Source organism: Clostridium estertheticum (genome assembly GCF_026650985.1).
GTDB lineage: Bacteria > Bacillota > Clostridia > Clostridiales > Clostridiaceae > Clostridium_AD > Clostridium_AD estertheticum_C.
The window spans coordinates 1,552,603-1,569,688 of the sequence record NZ_CP086239.1 but is presented as its reverse complement, the minus strand read 5'-3'; the positions used below and the strand labels follow the sequence as shown (position 1 = coordinate 1,569,688).

The window sequence follows — 17,086 nt, the reverse complement described above, 5'->3', positions numbered from 1 at the left end:
AAACGTAATGTATTCAATGCCTATAGTTGGAACAAGCGCAAGTTTATATTTTCCAAGTGAAACTAGTGAAGATCCAATTGTAACTGGATGTGCTAAAACAGCAGATAATACTAGGATAGTCAAATTAGCATAAGAAATCCCATACATCTTTTATTGGTGTATAGGATTAATGAAAAGAGTATTATTAAATTTAGGCTATTTCTAATTCAATATTGTCTTTTTTAGTTCAATAATTTTTTCTAATGGAAGGCCACTTCCTTCGGCTACTATTTCTTCACTTATTCCAAGTTTAAGAAAATTGGTGGCATTTTCTATAGCTTTTTTATATTCACCTTGTTCAATTCCTTGTTCAATGCCTTTTTTTATTCCTTTTTCTTCTGCAGATTTTATCCGAGTAAGTTGGTCGCTAATTTCTGCCTGTCTAGCTTCATATAACATTCTAGCCTTTTCATCTTTACTTATTATCTGCAATAAGCCATAGGCTTTCTTTATGTCTTTATTTTTTTGTGCTAACATTTCCATCGCTCCCTTCGATTTTGCATCTAAGAATTCCATCCACTGAACTATTGGATCATTTTCATCTCGATCAATATCTTCATCAAATAGTTTCGGAATTTCTAAAAAATGTACCTCGATTATATCAGTCAATCTATAACCTGTTTTATCTTCTGTCAGATGATAGCTAGAGTACAGCTTCTTTATTGGAGTGCACTTGAAGTCTACTATATTTATAGTTATACATTTCTTTAGCTTATCATAAGTATCTCCTGGTTTTATCTGACTTGTATACATCTTGCTCCAGTAGAAAATAGTACGTTCTGCCATGTAGCCCGTTGGCAATATCTGTATTTCTACATCTATTTGTTTCCCTACTTTTGTCTTTACTCGTACATTAAGGATTCCTTTTTTATTTTCCTTAAAGTCCCTTATTAATTCACTATTGATTATTTCTATTCCTTCAAATTCTTATATGGAACTGCTAGTACGTCACTTAATAGTGCTATTAGCAAGTCCTTATGTTTTTCATTTCCAAATATATATTTAAATACAAAATCATACTTCGGGGACATTATGGAATTATCGTCTATTGACTTAATTTTGTACTTAGTCATTTTATTACAGCCTCAATATTTACATTTGACTATTATCTATTATTCTATTCAATATTTTTATTTTATCAGAAAATTGCATTTTATTCTACACTATTTATTATATAACGTTGTAAAATATGGTGTAGTTATGGCTTAAACAGTAGTTATTGCTGTTTTAACAAGAATATCAAGTGAGTTAAAATCAGAACTATCTTGTGATAGAATAGAAACCCTTAATATGTTTTATTTGATTTCTTAAGGTTCCTGATATCAAACCGTGTGAGCGATAAATTGCTACCTAAGTTATAAAATGTTGACAATTGCTTCTATATAATGTAATATTAGCAAATGTACATTATATAGGGGGAGATTACTTGAAATTATTAAAAAAGGCACTTTCAGTATCAACAATTTTTATTTTATTAACTCTAATACTTGTGGGGTGTTCCGCAAAACAAAAGGCAGTTATTCCTGAAAAGGCAGTTATTGCTGAAAAAAACACATTGGAATTTGGTTCTTTTGCAGGAACTAAGTATACACAACCAACTTTTGGGATGTCATTAAATATTCCAGAAAAGTGGAGTGTAATGGATGACAAAACACGAAATTCATTATACAATGCAAGTATTAAAGTCATTGCTAAAGATGATGCAGCTAAAAAGACATTGGATTTATCAAAAGAAAAATCTGTGTTTATGTTTTTTGTTTCACAAAAACATTATTCCGCAAATGTGCCTTCAGGATCAAACATTATATTTCAGACAGAAAATCTTGGATTAGCAGGAAATGTAGTAGTAAAAACAGGTAAAGAATATCTTGAAATTACTAAAACTAATATGAGTAAATTAACTAATATGAAATATACTTTTGAGGATACAAAGGCTGAAAAAATCGCAGGTAAAGATTTTTATACTTTAAAGGCAGCAATCACTTTAAAGAACGGTGCTAAAATTAATCAAACATATTATTGCTATATTGATAAAGGATATGCATTGACTTTTATTAATACATACTCTGGAGATAAACAAGCAGATGCTGAACTTGATACTATAATGAAATCAATGAAATTTAATTAAATTTTGGTGATAAGAATAACTAGAATAAATATTTAATAAAAGCACCCACCTAGGGCAATAATACCAAAGGTAGGTGTTTTATCTTGCCCTTATTTCTATCTTGTGTAAACATTTCATATTAATCTTCAGAGGATGTGTTTATAAATCCACTTTCTGTCTTTATAAAATTCTTCAAATGCTCGTCTGGATATACTAATATTATTTACTAATTTTCCGATGTTTTATCAAAGCCATTAATAGTGGTAAGACTCTGCATGATGCTGACTACTTCAATCATTAACAAAATTGATAATATACCAATTTTATGGTATATTGTAAGAGTAACACTATTGATGCAAAATTAATGTATCATAAGTAATGGTGTTTTCTATTTGGAGGTTTATTAATGAAAATCGGAACAGTTAAATGGTTTAATACAGTAAAAGGCTTTGGATTTATTGAAATTGAAGGCGAAAAAGATGTTTTTGTTCATATATCCGCAATTCAAGGTAGTGAATCAGAAAAAAGTCTAGAAGAGGGTCAAAAAGTTCAGTTTGAAACAGAAGAAGGACCTAAGGGACTTCAAGCAATTGAAGTTACTGCAATATAAATAATTTATAGCACAAAAAGCCGCCTTTATTAAGGTGGCTTTTTGTATTTTAAAAAATAAATAATAATTTTAAATTTAAATCAATGAATAAAAAGTCAGTTTTATAAAATACTAAATATAGTTATATAGGGTAGAAATCGAAATCATTTTTGGTTATCTATAACATAAAATTATAGGGAGGTAGTAAAATGTCTAGAAGAGTATTAGTACCAGAAGCAATGGGAAAACTTCAAAAGTTTAAGATGGAAGTAGCAAACGATATGGGACTAGATAATATGCAAAATAATAATGCAGATATGGGAGATGTGCCTAGTAACATTGTAAATAAAATAAAAAATTCAGGCAATGTTGGTGGAGAAATGGTGAGGCGAATGGTAGAAGCAGCAGAAAAAAATATGGTTGATAAAATATAAAGAAAAGATGGCTAATTAAAGTAGCCATCATCTTTCATTTTCTTAGTAGCAAAAATTAGAATATATATTGCTGACCAGGTTTTCTGCAGAATAATGTAACATCACTAATCTCAGGTTGCTGAGTAATAAACCTTGTTATTCTTTCTACTCCAAATCCAGCTCCTGCAGTCTTAAATATTTCTCCTTGTTTTGCAAGCTCAATGTAATATCTAAATGCATTCTCATCAGTTGCAAGTTCTCTCATTCTTAAAAGTATTCTATCTAGTTTAAATTCTCTTTCTCCTCCACTTAAACCTTCACCAAATCCTAGTGGCCAGATAAGGTCGTAATTTCTATAAGTGCCTAAGTTATCTAAATCTTCAGCATCATAGAATTCTCTTTTATGGTTTGTTAAGAAGAAAGGTTCTGTAGCAGCTTTTGATGCTTCTGCTTCGAAATCATCGCCATATTTTGCTTGCATCTCATCTGTTGTATATTTTTTAAATGGTCCAGTTATATTTAAATGATCTGTACCTACACCAAGTCTTGTTAACTCTGGAATACAGTTCTCTTTTACAAATTTAAATATAGCAGTTATGATTTCTTCTATGAATTTAAGTATATCTTCCATAGTTTTTTCTTTAAATTCAAAGTCTACCTGAGTAAATTCAAATAAATGTCTCGAATCACCTCTAGTTGCCATTTCGAGTCTTATGTTTGGAGATACGATATAAAGACTATCAATATCTGCGTTTAACATGGTCATTTGTTTATGGAATATCATTGATTTCATAACATTGAAAGTTTGATTGTTATAACTTATTTCACATTCTTCAACGCTATGGTTTAAAGTATCTGTAATTGGAGACATCATAAGAGGTAATATTCTAGTTATTCTTCTCTTATACATAAATTCATCTACAGCTTTTAAAACTGACTGTTGAACGAATAATATATCTTTTATTTTTTTATTTTTAATTTTAGCCACCGCTACATCCAATAATTTTTTTTCTGCTTTTATTAATTCTGTCATTGTAATTCCCCCTGATAAATATTTATTTTTGTTTGATCCATTGATAATATAATAATACTTTTGATGACTTATTACAATATATTTAATGAATATTTAATATATTTATAAAATTGATAATTTATAGGTGGATTTAGTATGAAAATGTTAAAGAAATAAATTTATTTGCTGTTTTTTTGCTAATTTGTTAATTGATTTGATATAATGGTATAAAGTATACAATATTGTTGATTTTAGGTACATACAATAATTTATTAGGAGCTGATGGTATGGATTTAAATGTTCCGGGTTTAGATGAATTAGACTATCAAATATTAGAAATCTTAATTAAAGACTCTAGAATACCTTATCTTGAAATCGCGAGGAATTGTCATGTAAGTGGTGGCACAATTCATGTTAGAATGAATAAAATGCAAGAAATGGGATTAATTAAAGGCGCAAGACTTATATTAGATACAAGCAAACTTGGATATGACGTATGTTGTTTTATTGGAATTTATCTTAACAAGGCATCTTCATATCCAGATGTATTAGAACAATTGAAAGAAATAAAAGAAATAGTAGAGCTACATTACACAACGGGTGCATATTCTATTTTTGTTAAAGTAATGTGCAAGAGCATTTCTAACTTACAGGACTTACTTATGAATAGGCTTCAGGTAATCTCAGGAGTACAAAGTACAGATACATTTATAACCTTGTCTCAACCTATAGATAGAAATATATCCTTTTGATATATTTTTAACAATAAGCATGTCAAATCACTTGATACACTTTCATAATGATGTTATATTAGTATAATAAGGTACTTGTATATTTATAAATAATAAAAGAGTGGAGTGATAAAAATGGAATTTAATTTTAATGAAGGACTGAAATCTGTTATAGAGCAGATAGTAGGGAAAAGTGATACAGCGAATTCTTATGGATCAGGGGATTTAGATGTTTATGCTACGCCTGCTATGACAGCTCTTATGGAGAATGCAGCAAAAAATGGTGTTAAAAAGGAACTGCCTGTTGGATATACAACAGTTGGTATAGAAATTAGCGTTAAGCACATAAAGCCAACGCCGGTTGGAGTTAAGGTTAGGGCTGAGGCGATACTTGAAAAGGCAGAAGGTAAAAAATTAACATTTAAAGTAGAAGCATTTGATGACATGGGCAAGATAGGTGAAGGAACTCATATAAGGTATGTGGTAAAGGCAGAAGAATTTATTAAAAAAATAGTACGTTAAATTATTTTATCTATTAAATAATGATCTAAATTAAAGAATTACATATTTTAAAGTAATTGCGAGTAATTTGTGCTAACGTAAAAAGCACTCTTCTAACTAAATTGTTAGTAAGAGTGCTTTTGTAAATTTTTGAATACATAAATATGTAAGCTGAGTTAATAATTAATATAAGAAGAATATGACTAAAGAATCAAATCCATAATTGAAGAGGCTACTTCCGAGCCATTAATAAGGATCACTATTTTATGTTCTCCTGGGTAATGTTTTCTTGTAGTGAGTTCTACCCATTTATGTATCTTGATTCCAGTAAGACATTGTCCTCCAGTCACTATTTTATCAGACAAAAGAAATAATTTACAGGATGTTTTTCCTCTTGCTCGTACAAAATAAATCCCATATTCAATTCGTATATGTATAGGGTCACCTTCACGAATGCAAAGTTCATATTTGATTTTACAACTTTCACCAATTGTTAGATTAGGTGGATCTATAGACAAAGTAGCACTTGTGGTAATAGGTCTATCTATAGATTCACCATATCCAAATAACTTCATTATTTCTGGATTTGCTTTGCGAATCAATGTTCTAGAGCCATGTCTTAGTATCCAGTCAGTATACTTATTTATTCCTTTTAAACGTCTTACTGTTTCCACAATTACAAAAGGATTATCTTTTGAAATGTCATTTAAATTGTTAGCAACACTCTTACGTACATAAATAGAAGGGTCTTCTATTAGTTGATTAAGTACAGATAATACCATCGTTGGATCATTCTTAAATATAGTAAGTGCCATTCCCCAGGGAAGACGCGGACGACAGCCTTCACTTGCGAGCCTTCTTACATGTTCATTGTTGTCTTTTGACCATTCTAGCATTTTAACTATCATCCGATCTGGATCAGACATAATAAACGGTCTTACTGCAAATTCACAGGAGGACCTAATAGTAAATCGTTTAAGAGCTAACATAGAAAGCTCCCAATTATCATCTGATAAACCGTACACGCAAACAAAGTTTGGAAAAAACAGGTATGGAAATCCAACACAATACTCATCAATTTTAAATAGTATTTCTAGTGCTTCGTCATATTTTTGGGGTAAAAAGATCCCAAGTGTTTTAGTAATTCGATCCATCCTCTCCATTAGTTTTAATTCATCCCAGGTATCATCTATTATAGTAGCTATAAATCCATTAATATCAAAAGAATTATAGACATTATATATTTGCTCACCAAATTGCTGTAAGAACTCCTTGTTATACATATTTTTTAAAGCTTCTGCCATATCCTATTCCTCCTTTTTAACTATATATCATTATTATAACAATCATAACTTGACAACTGTGAATAATATTAATGTTTTTAAATATTAAATGAATTAAATTTAGGTATATTAGGCAAACTATTTTATATGAGGATTAATAAAGAGAGGAAGGTTCATATGACTGTTGGTTCTAAAGTAAAACAAACAGTAGCTTCTCTAAAAGGATGTGAAGCTACTTTAAGATTATATTCATTACAGGAACGAGATAAAGAAGCTAGGCTCATTTATACAGAAGCATTTGAGGAAATAAGTAAAATAAAAACAAGTTTAGAAAAAAGAGTAAGTTATATAGAGTTTGAAGAGCCACAATACAAAGGTAATTGAGTGAGGTGAAATAATGAATAGTTGGCTTATAATATTATTCAACTCAATAATATTATTTTTTTTAACGTTAGTTGTTACAAGATTTATGAAAAAAAGAAACTTATCTAAAGTTACTCCATTCGAGTTTATTTCGTATGTAGTTATTGCTCTTATAGTTACTTTAATTTCATTAGACATCATTGCAAACATCTATTTTGGACTAACGGCACTAGCTGTTTGGTCACTGATGCCTATTATTTTAGATTACGCCTCCATGAAAAGCAAATGGATTTACAACATGATAAATGGTAAGGAAAGAGTATTAATTAAGGATGGCAAGGTTATGGAAGATAACTTAGCTAAAGAAAGAATGACTGGGCAGGAGTTTCTACAAGAATTACGTTCAAAAAAATCATTTAATTTAGCGGATGTTGAGTTTGCTGTTATGGAAACAACAGGGGATATAAATGTTAGTTTAAAAGCTGATAAAAAGCCTGTTACCTCATATGATTTAGGGATAAAAGTTGCAGAAAGGGCGGAACCTCAGACAGTTATATTAGATGGAAATATATTAGATGAAGGTCTTACCAATAGTGGGCTTAATCAAAATTGGCTTAAAACTGAACTAGAAAATAAGGGAGTAGTACTTGATAATGTCTTTATTGGTGAGGTAGATTCCTCCGGTGATTTATATTTGGACCTCTTTGATGATGTTATACAAGTTCCGAAATCGCAGAATAAAGAGATGTTATATGCTAGTATTCAAAAGAGCCAGGCAGATCTTATGACTTTTGCTTTAGAGACTAAAAATGAATCAGCAAAATCAATGTATTTAAGAAATGCTGGAGAATTAGATAAAGTCATGAAAAAATTAGAACCATATTTATTACGTTAGAAGGTGAAATAATGTCCAATATGAAAAAGAAAAAATTAACCCCAACGGAGCAAAAGTATGATGCGCTTGTAAAAAGCATAGAACCCAAAAGACCTATTTTAAAAAATTGTGTTAAAGCTTTTTTTGTAGGCGGTGTTATATGCTCTATTGGCCAAGGGTTTCAGTCCATTTTTATAACATATTTTAATTTTAATGAAAAAACATCAGTTGGTCCGACTTTAGTAGTTTTAATTTTTGTTGCAGCTTTGCTTACTGGACTAGGAATTTACGACCATCTCGGACAATGGGCTGGAGCTGGGTCTGCTGTTCCAATTACAGGATTCGCCAATTCAATAGCTTCTGCTTCAATCGAACATAGAAGTGAAGGATTTGTACTTGGCGTAGCTGGAAATATGTTTAGACTTGCTGGAGCAATCATTGTTTTTGGAGTTTTTTCTGCTTTTATTGTAGCTACAATAAAAATCACAATAAAATGGCTGGGGGCGATGTAGTTGCTTAAAGGACATCAATCATGGATATTTAATTCTAAACCTATAATATTAGGATCGGCTGCAGTTGGAGGGCCATTCGAGGGTAATGGTGCACTAGCCAGCGACTTTGATATAATTCATGAGGATTTATGGGTTGGACAGGATAGCTTTGAAAAAGCGGAAAAGGTTATGCTAGAACATGCTTGTGCAAGAGCAATAGAAAAATCAAATATAAAAAAAGAGGATATAAATTTTTTTATAAGCGGGGATTTGATGAATCAGATCACATCTAGTAGTTTTGCGGCTAGGACATTAGGAATACCATATTTGGGAATTTTTGGTGCGTGTTCTAGTTCAATGGAAGGATTAGCATTAGCTGCTCAATTAATAGATAGTAAGTCAGCTAAATACGTTATGGCATCTGCAAGTAGCCATAATGCAACTGCAGAAAAACAATATAGATATCCTACAGAGTATGGTGGTCAAAGACCTCCCACTGCTCAATGGACAGTAACTGGGGCTGGAGCTGCAGTGCTTTGTGGCGAAGGAGTTGGTCCTAGAGTAACTTCGGCTACCATGGGAAGAGTAATAGATATGGGGATATCAGACCCATATAACATGGGAGCTGCTATGGCACCGGCTGCCGTAGATACTATAGAGGCGCATTTTAGAGATTTAAATATTGATGATTCATATTATGATTTAATTGCCACTGGAGATTTAGGCAAGGTAGGACACGAAATTGCTATCAGTTTATTAAAAGATCATGGTATAGAAATGATGCCTAATATATTTACCGACTGTGGACTTTTAATATATAAAAAAGATCAACCAGTTTTTTCGGGTGGTAGTGGTTGTGGGTGCTCAGCTACTGTAACATATGGGCATTTTCTTAACCGTATGCGTAGAGGGGAATTAAAGAGGATATTGATTGTTGCAACAGGTGCATTAATGTCTCCCATATCATATCAACAAAAGGAAAGCATACCTTGTATTGCTCATGCAGTTTCCATAGAAATGTAAAAAAAGAGGTGTGAGTTTATTTATGGAAAAATTTATTTTAGCATTTATAGTAGGTGGTCTAATTTGTGTTATTGGCCAACTTATAATGGATATTTTAAAGATTACACCTGCACATACTACATGTACGTTAGTTGTGATAGGAACAATTTTAGGGGGGCTTGGACTATATGATCCTTTGGTTAAAATTGCAGGAGCAGGTGCATTTGTACCAATAAGTAGTTTTGGAAATACACTTGTAGCAGGAGCTCTAATAGATGCAGAGCAAACAGGATTTATAGGAGTATTTACTGGCGTTTTTAAGGCGGCGAGTTCTGGAATAGCTGCTGCAATAATCTTTGGCTTTATTGGTGCAATAATATTTAAACCAAAAGGGTAATCATCTCTGCAAGAGCTATTAAATATATTTAAGGGAGGTGAAAACATGACTGTAGGAACACAAATGCAACAAGCAATTGCTGGAATACAAAGCGCTTCAGCTACAATGAAGACTTTTTCTCTAGAAACAGAGGATGAGAAAGCGAAAAATGATTTTGAACAAATAGCAGTACAACTTGATTCTGCTATGGATATTTTAAAAGGAAGACAAAAATATATTCAGAATCAAGAACCTCAATATTAATATTAATTTTAACATATATAGTAAAAATTTTTATGAGATATAAAGTTACAGTGAATACAACAAATTAAGATAAACATCAAAAGGCTAGAACATTATGTTCTGGCCTTTTGATGTTTATTTTTAACATTATTCATTATCAATTTCATAAATGTTTCAGGGGTTACTATTGCAACTTTAGGATTTTCTTTTAATTTATTTACTACTGTTTCAATATTGCTAAGGTCTTTGCTCCAAGCATGAACATAAACAAAAGTGTAACTATTAGAATTATTAATATCCACTTTACCAGAATCAATTCGATGATTAATATTTTTAATAAGTTCCTCTTCACTTTCAATATTATCCCACAGTAAATCTCTACAGGAAACTATGGGTTTATTATTTGACCAAATAATCTCCCCGTGGTAGTTGCCGTGTTTATGATAGTCAAGATAAAATAATCCGTGTATATTAGGTTTTATAGTAAACTTATCCCAAAGATCGTTATTGTGAAAAGAAGAGTCATCAATGATTGATACATATTTCTCATCTACTTTTTCCATATAATCATTTAATCTATTAATATATATAGATAGTGATTTCTTATCAAATTTACTTGGGTACATGTAGCCGTTCCCAGATGGTGGTACTATAAAATAGTCATTGGTAGATCCATGAGATGCACTTTCATAATATAGTTTAAATACAGTCGGTGCAAGATAATATAAGGAGGGGCTTAATGACCATCCCAAATTGAATTTCCCTTTATAAGGGGAACCATACCATTTATGAGAACCATAATTAGTTCCAAGATCCCACTGCTGATTATCTCCATCGGACATAATAAATGTTACATGATGAACATTTTCTTTAATAGGTACGGTAACTAACGATTTTTGATCCATAGGTAATGAAGGAAATGAACTTAATACAGTTAAATTATAAGACCAATCTGCAGCAACCATACTAACACCATATTTAGAAGTTGTACTTACATTAATAAATTCATCCGGGCCCCAACCGAGGCAAGTGGAGTCTTTATCTAGGGCCGAAAATATTTTATCTCGTAGGGTTGTGACGTCAATTTTATCTTCATAGAAAATTAGAGATTTGCTCATTATGCCATAGTCTCTTAATGCACAAGATTTATATGGTGATAACTGAATTACTATGGAATGATTTAGACCAGAGTTCCATAAATTATCAAAAGCCCAGCTCTCAGTAGTATTTCTACAGTCACCTATAATCTTTGTAATTCCATAGATTCGTGTTTTGTCTTGGATAACTTCATCAATCGCAATGCAATTATTTAAGGAGGCAAGTGAACAAGCGTTATTTATTGAAGGATCATTTAGTGTTTTATTATTGTAAAGAACATATCCATTAATATAATCTTTAAATACGTCTAATAAGCGCCACGGATTTAAGACATTTTCGTATGGAATTCCATATTCTTCTTTTAAATTATCAAGCCATGTTTGATAATCTGGTTGTGAGGAACTAAGCGTATATATTTGAATAGATGATTGTTTATTAACAAGTCCTTGAAGGGTAGCTATCATTGTCCTTTCAGCTGGCGTCATTGCATTTTGAGATATAACATATAAGTAAGTTGGAGTTATAGGATTTTTTATATAATTATTAGTATCTAGATTTTTTCTGAATTCACTCCATTTAATAAAACTCATTACTATTTTTCCTACAGTATTTATAAAAATTATTTAAGAAATTAACTCTTTCATTATTATTAAAAGACTTGATATGACTCTCATCAAAATTAGCTAATAGTAATTGTCGTTCTATAATGTCTTCAGCTGTAACTTTGGCTGAATTTTTGATCATATCATACATAATCATGAAGGTAGTGGTCCTACCTATACCTTGTTTACAGTGAAAATGAAACCAACTGTTTTTAGGCTGTGATAGTACAAGCGCTACAAAGTAATCAACCATATCATCTTTAGGTATTTTACCATCGGTAACGGTTATGCGGTTATAGGATAATGATTTAGAATTAACAAGATATTGTTCATCTTCAACTTTTGTTGGAATTATAGTTGTATTTTTATGATTATAAAATGTAATAGGCACATTTAGTTTTATATTACTTAGTTTATTATATTCATCAAGTAATACTTGATTTTTAGTTAATCCTATGTTAGCATCATTTTTTGCATTAGCCCAGCTAATAGGTAATCCATTAATAAATCCGTGTGATTCTTGTCTTAGGTCAATGATAGTAATTGGTAAGGATGTGTTTATACTATTTATTACCATAGGTAAATTATCTCTTGAAAATTGTTGACTTCCAGAAATGTTTAATGTGTTTAGTCCACTAAGATTTAAATTCTTATTGGTTTGCGTATTTAATAAAGTAGATGACTTACGGAAATTTTTTGGTATGTTATTATTATTTTGAGAATCTAAAACAAGATTTATACTATCGTTGAGCTGTACATATCTATTGAACATGATCATATTATAAAAATAGGGGCACTGGTACATATATATCCTCCATAAAAAATAGTTTTCAATACATATTATGTATATATAACCGCTTTGTTACTAAGACCAGTTTTATATGTATAATTAAAGTAGTTGAATATATGAAATATTAAATTGATATTCAGGCAGACAGTTATAAAAGAATATAGTAATATGTATTATAAAGAAACTAAAAGTGGAGGTGGTAATATTAATAACATATTTTATTATGAAACAATAATTGGGAAAATAGGAATTGTTGAGAATGGCGTAGCTATAACTCAGATGAATTTTGCTCCAAAAATGCCTGAGGGTATAAATGTTAATGAGACCGTTTTGCTAAAAAAAGCAAATATGCAACTTCAAGAATATTTTTCTGGAAAAAGAAAAATATTTGATTTACCGCTTGCTCCTAGTGGGACAGAATTTCAGCAAAAAGTATGGAGTTCACTGCTAGAAATCCCTTATGGAAAAACTAACAGTTATAAGGATATAGCAAAAAATATTGGTAATATAAAAGCAGCTCGTGCAGTAGGAATGGCAAATAATAAAAATCCGATTTTTATATTAATACCTTGTCATCGTGTCATTGGTGCTAATGGTAAATTGGTTGGTTATGCAGGTGGGTTGAGTGTGAAAGAAAAACTTTTAGAAATAGAAAAACAAAATGAAAATAATTAATTTAAGGTATATATTCCCTAGGGTAAAAGAAAGTGATACAGGAATTTTATTACATTAATAGTAACTTATTGACTTTGGAAAGACAACAGAATAATGTATACTGAATACATCAGTGACAGTTAGGAGGGTAATATATTATTCAGGTAAAAAATTAAAGCATAGAATTGTTACTAAAGATGAATTATTAGGAGGAAAACTAATGAAAAGGTCAATAAAAGTCATTATAAGTTTATCAGTTATAGGACTACTTATTGTAATAGGGGTTATATATAAAATACTTTCACCGTCGCTGTCAGCAGAGAATGCCAAATCTACAATAGGGACACCGGAGCAGGTTGCAGACAAGAGAATTTTAGATGCTAAAATAATAGCAGATAAGAAAATAGTAGATGCAAAAATAATAGCAGATAAAAAATTGTCAGATGCAAAGGCAATTGAGGACCAAAAAACATCAAATACTAAGTCACAAAGTGAGTTACCTAAAGAAGTTGAATATAAAAATTATCTTAATGCAAAGTTTTTATGTTCGATTAAGTATCCTAGTGAACTAAAAGTAGTTGAAGAAACTGCTAATGGGAATATGCTTAAATCCGATGATGAAAGTATATCACTTCAGATTTATGGAACTAACAATATATCACACGATACAGTTGATTCAATATACAACAAAGCTATAAAAAACAATGATATGTATTATAAAGTAAAAAATGGTAATTGGTTTGTAATATCTTATACTGAGGGCGACAAAATAGTATACCAAAAGAAAGTAGTTGGAAAAGGTTCAATTGATACTTTTATTTTTAAATTTCCAACTAATCAAAAGAATAAATATACTAAAGTTGTAGAAATGATTGAAAAAAGTTTTAAAGCTTCGTCAACTGACAAAGCTCATTAGTAATATGAAAAAATTTAAGTAGTGATTACTCTCTGCTTAAATTTTAACTTTGATCAAAAAAATTTTTAAAAAGATTTAAGTAGTCTTAATATTTTTTACTATTCGTAAATCTTCTCTATAGTTACTTCGTAATTTCCTTCAGGGGCTAAAACTGTGCATTTCTCTCCAAGTGCCTTTTTATAGATTGCAATTCCAAGTGGTGATTCAATACTTATATTCATAAGGTCTGGATTGGTCTCTACTGTGGATACCAAGCGTACTTTTACAATATCATCTGTATCAAGAAACTTAATGTCAGCCTGACCACCAAGACCTAAGTGTTCATCGCTACTCTCGTCATCTACTACTGTAGAGTTTCGAAGCAACTCTTGCACTGCAATTATTCTATCATTATTAGTTGCTTCCTCATCTTTAGCTGCATCATATTCTGCATTTTCACTTAGATCGCCATGCCCTTTTGCTTCTTTAATTGCTGCCGTTATTTCTCTTCTTTTTTCTCCGGTTCGTAGGGTTAATTCTTCTTCTAATTTTATTACCCCACTAGGTGTTAATATTGTACTTTTCATATTTTTTCACTCCTAACAAATTTTCCATTTATAATGGTATTCAATATACATAAAGAAATTAGATATATCTAATTTCTTTATGTATGTAAAGACATTAAAGAATTATTATAGCACATTTTTAGCCAATATAATAAATTCCATATCTAAGTTAATGAATATTTAAATATTTTATATCTATAATATCTATAATACTATAAATAAAGGCTAAACTTTATTGTAATTTATTTTTTTTGTGCTATAATAGATTTATAGATAATAATAGTTATTAAGAAACATTGATTTTTATATAAAAACTAAGCTTAATAAATGGAGGGATAATAAATGTCAATTTATGATTTTAATGCAATTACAATAGATGGGGAAGAGGTTTCTTTAAAACAATATAAGGGAAAGGTACTTATTATAGTTAATACGGCAAGCAAGTGTGGATTTACTCCACAATACAAGGGCTTAGAGAAGCTTTATGAGCAGTACCAGGACAAGGGCTTTGAAATATTGGGTTTTCCAAGTAATCAATTTGCAGCTCAGGAACCTGGTGAAAGTAGTGAAATAAAAAATTTCTGTGAAATTAATTATGGAGTGAGTTTCCCATTGTTTGAGAAAAGTGACGTAAGGGGAAAGAATGCTCATCCGATTTTTGAATACCTTACAGAAAAAGCAAAATTCAAAGGATTTGACTTGAATCAGCCTAATGAAAAAAAATTTAACGATATGCTTGAGAAAAAATTCCCAGAATTACTAGTAGGAGATTCAATAAAATGGAATTTTACAAAGTTCCTTATTGGTAGAGATGGTAATGTAGAATATAGATTTGAACCAACAACTACGCCAGAAGATATATCAACAGACATTGAAAAATTGCTTGGAACAGCAACTGGAAGCGATATAACTAGTAAAGAGATTTATACTGGCGAAGATGATGAAGAGGTTTTAAATTGTGAAGGAAAACCTTGTAACTTTGTATATAATGATAAAAATGAAAATTAGTAAAGAGATATAAGATTTTAAAAATTAAGCAGTTTAAAATGAAAAGTGCCAGATATATTTTATATCTGGCACTTTTGTTGTATAAGATGTGTTAAGTATTTAGTAGTGATAAAGTAATTATTTTGACATTGGGAACCAACCAGGTGTATTTATAATTATATTCCAAAGTGGCTCTGGAATATCTAAAGATTCTCTTTGGGTTTTATTTAAAGTAGTACGTATTTTTGAAAAATCACCAGTTTGAACCTTACTGACCCAGTCGGGTTCCATGATTAGCTCTCTACCAAGAGATATAAATGTGGTACCACTGTTTAATGCCTTTATAGCATCTTCAGGTGTGTGGATAGATCCAACGCCAATAAAAGGGACTCTGCCATGTATTTTGTCAAGTATTTTGCAAATAATAGGATTAGTATTGGAGGCATTACGTATTGAACTTTGCCAAAAATCCGATATGGAGCTGTGCAAATAACTTAATCCTTGATTTGATAAAACGTCTATAAATGAAAGAGTGTCTTCTAAAGTTATACCGGGATTTTCTAGTTCTTCTGGTGAAAACCTGTAGCCAACTATGAAATTCTTTATGCCATCTTCTTTTATTACTTTCTTAACCTGCGCAATAACAGCTAGTGGGAAATTCATTCTTTTTTCTATGCTTCCACCCCACATATCGTCTCTTCGGTTTGAATGAGGAGAAAAAAATTGTTGTAATAAGTATGTGTTGGCCCCATGAATTTCTACACCATCAAAACCGGCGTCTATTGCAAGTTTTGTTGTTTCACCAAATGCTTTAATAGTATCTTGGATTTCTGCTTGGGTCATTTCGCGTGGAGTCATTGCACCTTCTCTTTCAGCTGCTATAGCGCTTGCACTAATAGTTTGACCACCAGGTATTTCGGCAGGAATTGCCATTCTTCCACCATGAAATATTTGAAGAATTGCTAAGGCACCTTCTCCTTTTATGGTTTGTGATAATTTTTTTAAACTTGGTAAAAAGCTATTGTTGTAAGCAGCAAATTGTCCAGGGAATCCCTTACCTGATTCTTGTACATTGGTTGCGGCAGTAATTACTATGCCTACACCTTTTGACCTTGCTTTATAATAACTTAATTCTGCCACAGATACTGTTCCATCAGGATTTGCAGAAAAAGTAGTCATAGGTGCCATAACTATAGAGTTTTTTACATTTATAGTTGAATCTAATGTTGTTTGTTTAAGTAAATTTTCAAATTTCAATTTAATCTCTCCTCTTTAAAATATATTATAATTATGATGTTTTAAAAAACTAGTTATATTTAATACTATGTTTAAATTATAAATTTTATATTTATTTCTTATATATTATAATACTATAGTTGCATAAGGATGTAAATAATAATAACTATTATAAAATATTTCTTATAAAGTAATTTTTAGAAGTTTGAATTTCTAAATTAAATTATATAGATT

The 17,086-nt window shown here is 30.7% G+C and carries 18 protein-coding genes and 3 pseudogenes; 15 read left to right on the top strand and 6 right to left on the bottom strand.

What is annotated here, in order from left to right; all coding sequences use genetic code 11:
- Positions 1–7: 7 nt before the first annotated feature.
- Complete coding sequence (locus tag LL038_RS07810) at positions 8–133, top strand: hypothetical protein (protein WP_268056016.1); 126 nt, start codon at positions 8–10, stop codon at positions 131–133.
- A gap of 68 nt (positions 134–201) precedes the next feature.
- On the opposite strand, the pseudogene LL038_RS07805 reads toward LL038_RS07810, so the two are convergent.
- Positions 202–1,070 (bottom strand): annotated as a pseudogene (locus LL038_RS07805) (Rpn family recombination-promoting nuclease/putative transposase).
- A 395-nt stretch (positions 1,071–1,465) separates the two neighbouring features.
- Between LL038_RS07805 and LL038_RS07800 the strand changes: the two are divergent.
- From LL038_RS07800 to LL038_RS07790, 3 genes are all read left to right on the top strand, one after another.
- The gene (locus LL038_RS07800; protein WP_171297820.1) at positions 1,466–2,167 is read left to right on the top strand and encodes a hypothetical protein; all 702 of its coding nucleotides are present in this window, start codon (positions 1,466–1,468) and stop codon (positions 2,165–2,167) included.
- Positions 2,168–2,552: 385 nt separating this feature from the next.
- Positions 2,553–2,756 carry a cold-shock protein gene (locus tag LL038_RS07795; RefSeq protein ID WP_216121022.1) on the top strand — a complete coding sequence of 68 codons (204 nt, stop codon included), beginning with the start codon at positions 2,553–2,555 and terminating at the stop codon, positions 2,754–2,756.
- A 188-nt stretch (positions 2,757–2,944) separates the two neighbouring features.
- Positions 2,945–3,169: an alpha/beta-type small acid-soluble spore protein gene (locus LL038_RS07790; RefSeq protein WP_216121024.1), complete on the top strand. Its 225-nt coding sequence runs from the start codon at positions 2,945–2,947 to the stop codon at positions 3,167–3,169.
- 55 nt (positions 3,170–3,224) lie between these two features.
- Here the strand turns inward: LL038_RS07790 and LL038_RS07785 are convergent, their stop codons facing one another.
- On the bottom strand, positions 3,225–4,181 hold the full coding sequence (locus LL038_RS07785) for an asparagine synthetase A (protein ID WP_216121026.1): 957 nt from the start codon (positions 4,179–4,181) through the stop codon (positions 3,225–3,227).
- Between the two features lie 266 nt (positions 4,182–4,447).
- Here LL038_RS07785 and LL038_RS07780 point away from each other — a divergent pair, with 266 nt between their 5' ends.
- Both LL038_RS07780 and LL038_RS07775 read left to right on the top strand, forming a co-directional pair.
- The gene (locus LL038_RS07780) at positions 4,448–4,912 is read left to right on the top strand and encodes an Lrp/AsnC ligand binding domain-containing protein (protein WP_071612645.1); all 465 of its coding nucleotides are present in this window, start codon (positions 4,448–4,450) and stop codon (positions 4,910–4,912) included.
- A gap of 114 nt (positions 4,913–5,026) precedes the next feature.
- Positions 5,027–5,413 carry a thioesterase family protein gene (locus LL038_RS07775; protein WP_171297822.1) on the top strand — a complete coding sequence of 129 codons (387 nt, stop codon included), beginning with the start codon at positions 5,027–5,029 and terminating at the stop codon, positions 5,411–5,413.
- Between the two features lie 182 nt (positions 5,414–5,595).
- Here the strand turns inward: LL038_RS07775 and LL038_RS07770 are convergent, their stop codons facing one another.
- Positions 5,596–6,696 (bottom strand): DNA alkylation repair protein, encoded by a 1,101-nt coding sequence (locus LL038_RS07770; RefSeq protein WP_216121028.1) that lies wholly within the window; start codon positions 6,694–6,696, stop codon positions 5,596–5,598.
- A gap of 156 nt (positions 6,697–6,852) precedes the next feature.
- Here LL038_RS07770 and LL038_RS07765 point away from each other — a divergent pair, with 156 nt between their 5' ends.
- Genes LL038_RS07765 through LL038_RS07740 form a run of 6 tightly spaced genes read left to right on the top strand, consistent with a single transcriptional unit; the run spans position 6,853 to position 10,045 of the window.
- On the top strand, positions 6,853–7,059 hold the full coding sequence (locus tag LL038_RS07765; protein WP_216121350.1) for a DUF1657 domain-containing protein: 207 nt from the start codon (positions 6,853–6,855) through the stop codon (positions 7,057–7,059).
- 13 nt (positions 7,060–7,072) lie between these two features.
- Positions 7,073–7,933, top strand: a complete 861-nt coding sequence (locus tag LL038_RS07760; protein WP_216121030.1) for a DUF421 domain-containing protein — start codon at positions 7,073–7,075, stop codon at positions 7,931–7,933.
- An 11-nt stretch (positions 7,934–7,944) separates the two neighbouring features.
- Positions 7,945–8,424: a stage V sporulation protein AC gene (gene spoVAC, locus LL038_RS07755; protein WP_216121032.1), complete on the top strand. Its 480-nt coding sequence runs from the start codon at positions 7,945–7,947 to the stop codon at positions 8,422–8,424.
- Entirely contained in the window at positions 8,425–9,426 is a 1,002-nt protein-coding gene (gene spoVAD, locus LL038_RS07750) for a stage V sporulation protein AD (protein WP_216121034.1), read from the top strand.
- 22 nt (positions 9,427–9,448) lie between these two features.
- A complete protein-coding gene (gene spoVAE / locus LL038_RS07745; protein WP_216121036.1) occupies positions 9,449–9,802 on the top strand; it encodes a stage V sporulation protein AE in 354 nt (117 codons plus the stop codon).
- A gap of 45 nt (positions 9,803–9,847) precedes the next feature.
- Positions 9,848–10,045: a DUF1657 domain-containing protein gene (locus tag LL038_RS07740; protein ID WP_071612653.1), complete on the top strand. Its 198-nt coding sequence runs from the start codon at positions 9,848–9,850 to the stop codon at positions 10,043–10,045.
- 92 nt (positions 10,046–10,137) lie between these two features.
- Here the strand turns inward: LL038_RS07740 and LL038_RS07735 are convergent.
- A pseudogene (locus LL038_RS07735) lies at positions 10,138–12,529 on the bottom strand (GxGYxYP domain-containing protein).
- 189 nt (positions 12,530–12,718) lie between these two features.
- Between LL038_RS07735 and LL038_RS07730 the strand changes: the two are divergent.
- Positions 12,719–13,189 carry a methylated-DNA--[protein]-cysteine S-methyltransferase gene (locus tag LL038_RS07730; RefSeq protein ID WP_216121352.1) on the top strand — a complete coding sequence of 157 codons (471 nt, stop codon included), beginning with the start codon at positions 12,719–12,721 and terminating at the stop codon, positions 13,187–13,189.
- 199 nt (positions 13,190–13,388) lie between these two features.
- Entirely contained in the window at positions 13,389–14,084 is a 696-nt protein-coding gene (locus LL038_RS07725; protein ID WP_216121042.1) for a hypothetical protein, read from the top strand.
- Positions 14,085–14,182: 98 nt separating this feature from the next.
- Here LL038_RS07725 and greA read toward each other — a convergent pair whose 3' ends face one another.
- Positions 14,183–14,650, bottom strand: a complete 468-nt coding sequence (gene greA, locus LL038_RS07720) for a transcription elongation factor GreA (protein ID WP_216121044.1) — start codon at positions 14,648–14,650, stop codon at positions 14,183–14,185.
- Between the two features lie 321 nt (positions 14,651–14,971).
- Here greA and LL038_RS07715 point away from each other — a divergent pair.
- Positions 14,972–15,514, top strand: a pseudogene (locus LL038_RS07715) (glutathione peroxidase); the annotation flags it as partial.
- A 240-nt stretch (positions 15,515–15,754) separates the two neighbouring features.
- On the opposite strand, the gene LL038_RS07710 reads toward LL038_RS07715, so the two are convergent.
- Positions 15,755–16,873, bottom strand: a complete 1,119-nt coding sequence (locus LL038_RS07710; protein ID WP_216121048.1) for an NADH-dependent flavin oxidoreductase — start codon at positions 16,871–16,873, stop codon at positions 15,755–15,757.
- Between the last annotated feature and the right edge of the window lie 213 nt (positions 16,874–17,086).

Coding starts and splice junctions, on each gene's coding strand:
- LL038_RS07810 (WP_268056016.1), top strand. CDS start 8: ATGTATTCAATGCCTATAGTTGGAACAAGCGCAAGTTTATATTTTCCA.
- LL038_RS07795 (WP_216121022.1), top strand. CDS start 2,553: ATGAAAATCGGAACAGTTAAATGGTTTAATACAGTAAAAGGCTTTGGA.
- LL038_RS07790 (WP_216121024.1), top strand. CDS start 2,945: ATGTCTAGAAGAGTATTAGTACCAGAAGCAATGGGAAAACTTCAAAAG.
- LL038_RS07785 (WP_216121026.1), bottom strand. CDS start 4,181: ATGACAGAATTAATAAAAGCAGAAAAAAAATTATTGGATGTAGCGGTG.
- LL038_RS07780 (WP_071612645.1), top strand. CDS start 4,448: ATGGATTTAAATGTTCCGGGTTTAGATGAATTAGACTATCAAATATTA.
- LL038_RS07775 (WP_171297822.1), top strand. CDS start 5,027: ATGGAATTTAATTTTAATGAAGGACTGAAATCTGTTATAGAGCAGATA.
- LL038_RS07770 (WP_216121028.1), bottom strand. CDS start 6,696: ATGGCAGAAGCTTTAAAAAATATGTATAACAAGGAGTTCTTACAGCAA.
- LL038_RS07765 (WP_216121350.1), top strand. CDS start 6,853: ATGACTGTTGGTTCTAAAGTAAAACAAACAGTAGCTTCTCTAAAAGGA.
- LL038_RS07760 (WP_216121030.1), top strand. CDS start 7,073: ATGAATAGTTGGCTTATAATATTATTCAACTCAATAATATTATTTTTT.
- spoVAC (WP_216121032.1), top strand. CDS start 7,945: ATGTCCAATATGAAAAAGAAAAAATTAACCCCAACGGAGCAAAAGTAT.
- spoVAE (WP_216121036.1), top strand. CDS start 9,449: ATGGAAAAATTTATTTTAGCATTTATAGTAGGTGGTCTAATTTGTGTT.
- LL038_RS07740 (WP_071612653.1), top strand. CDS start 9,848: ATGACTGTAGGAACACAAATGCAACAAGCAATTGCTGGAATACAAAGC.
- LL038_RS07725 (WP_216121042.1), top strand. CDS start 13,389: ATGAAAAGGTCAATAAAAGTCATTATAAGTTTATCAGTTATAGGACTA.
- greA (WP_216121044.1), bottom strand. CDS start 14,650: ATGAAAAGTACAATATTAACACCTAGTGGGGTAATAAAATTAGAAGAA.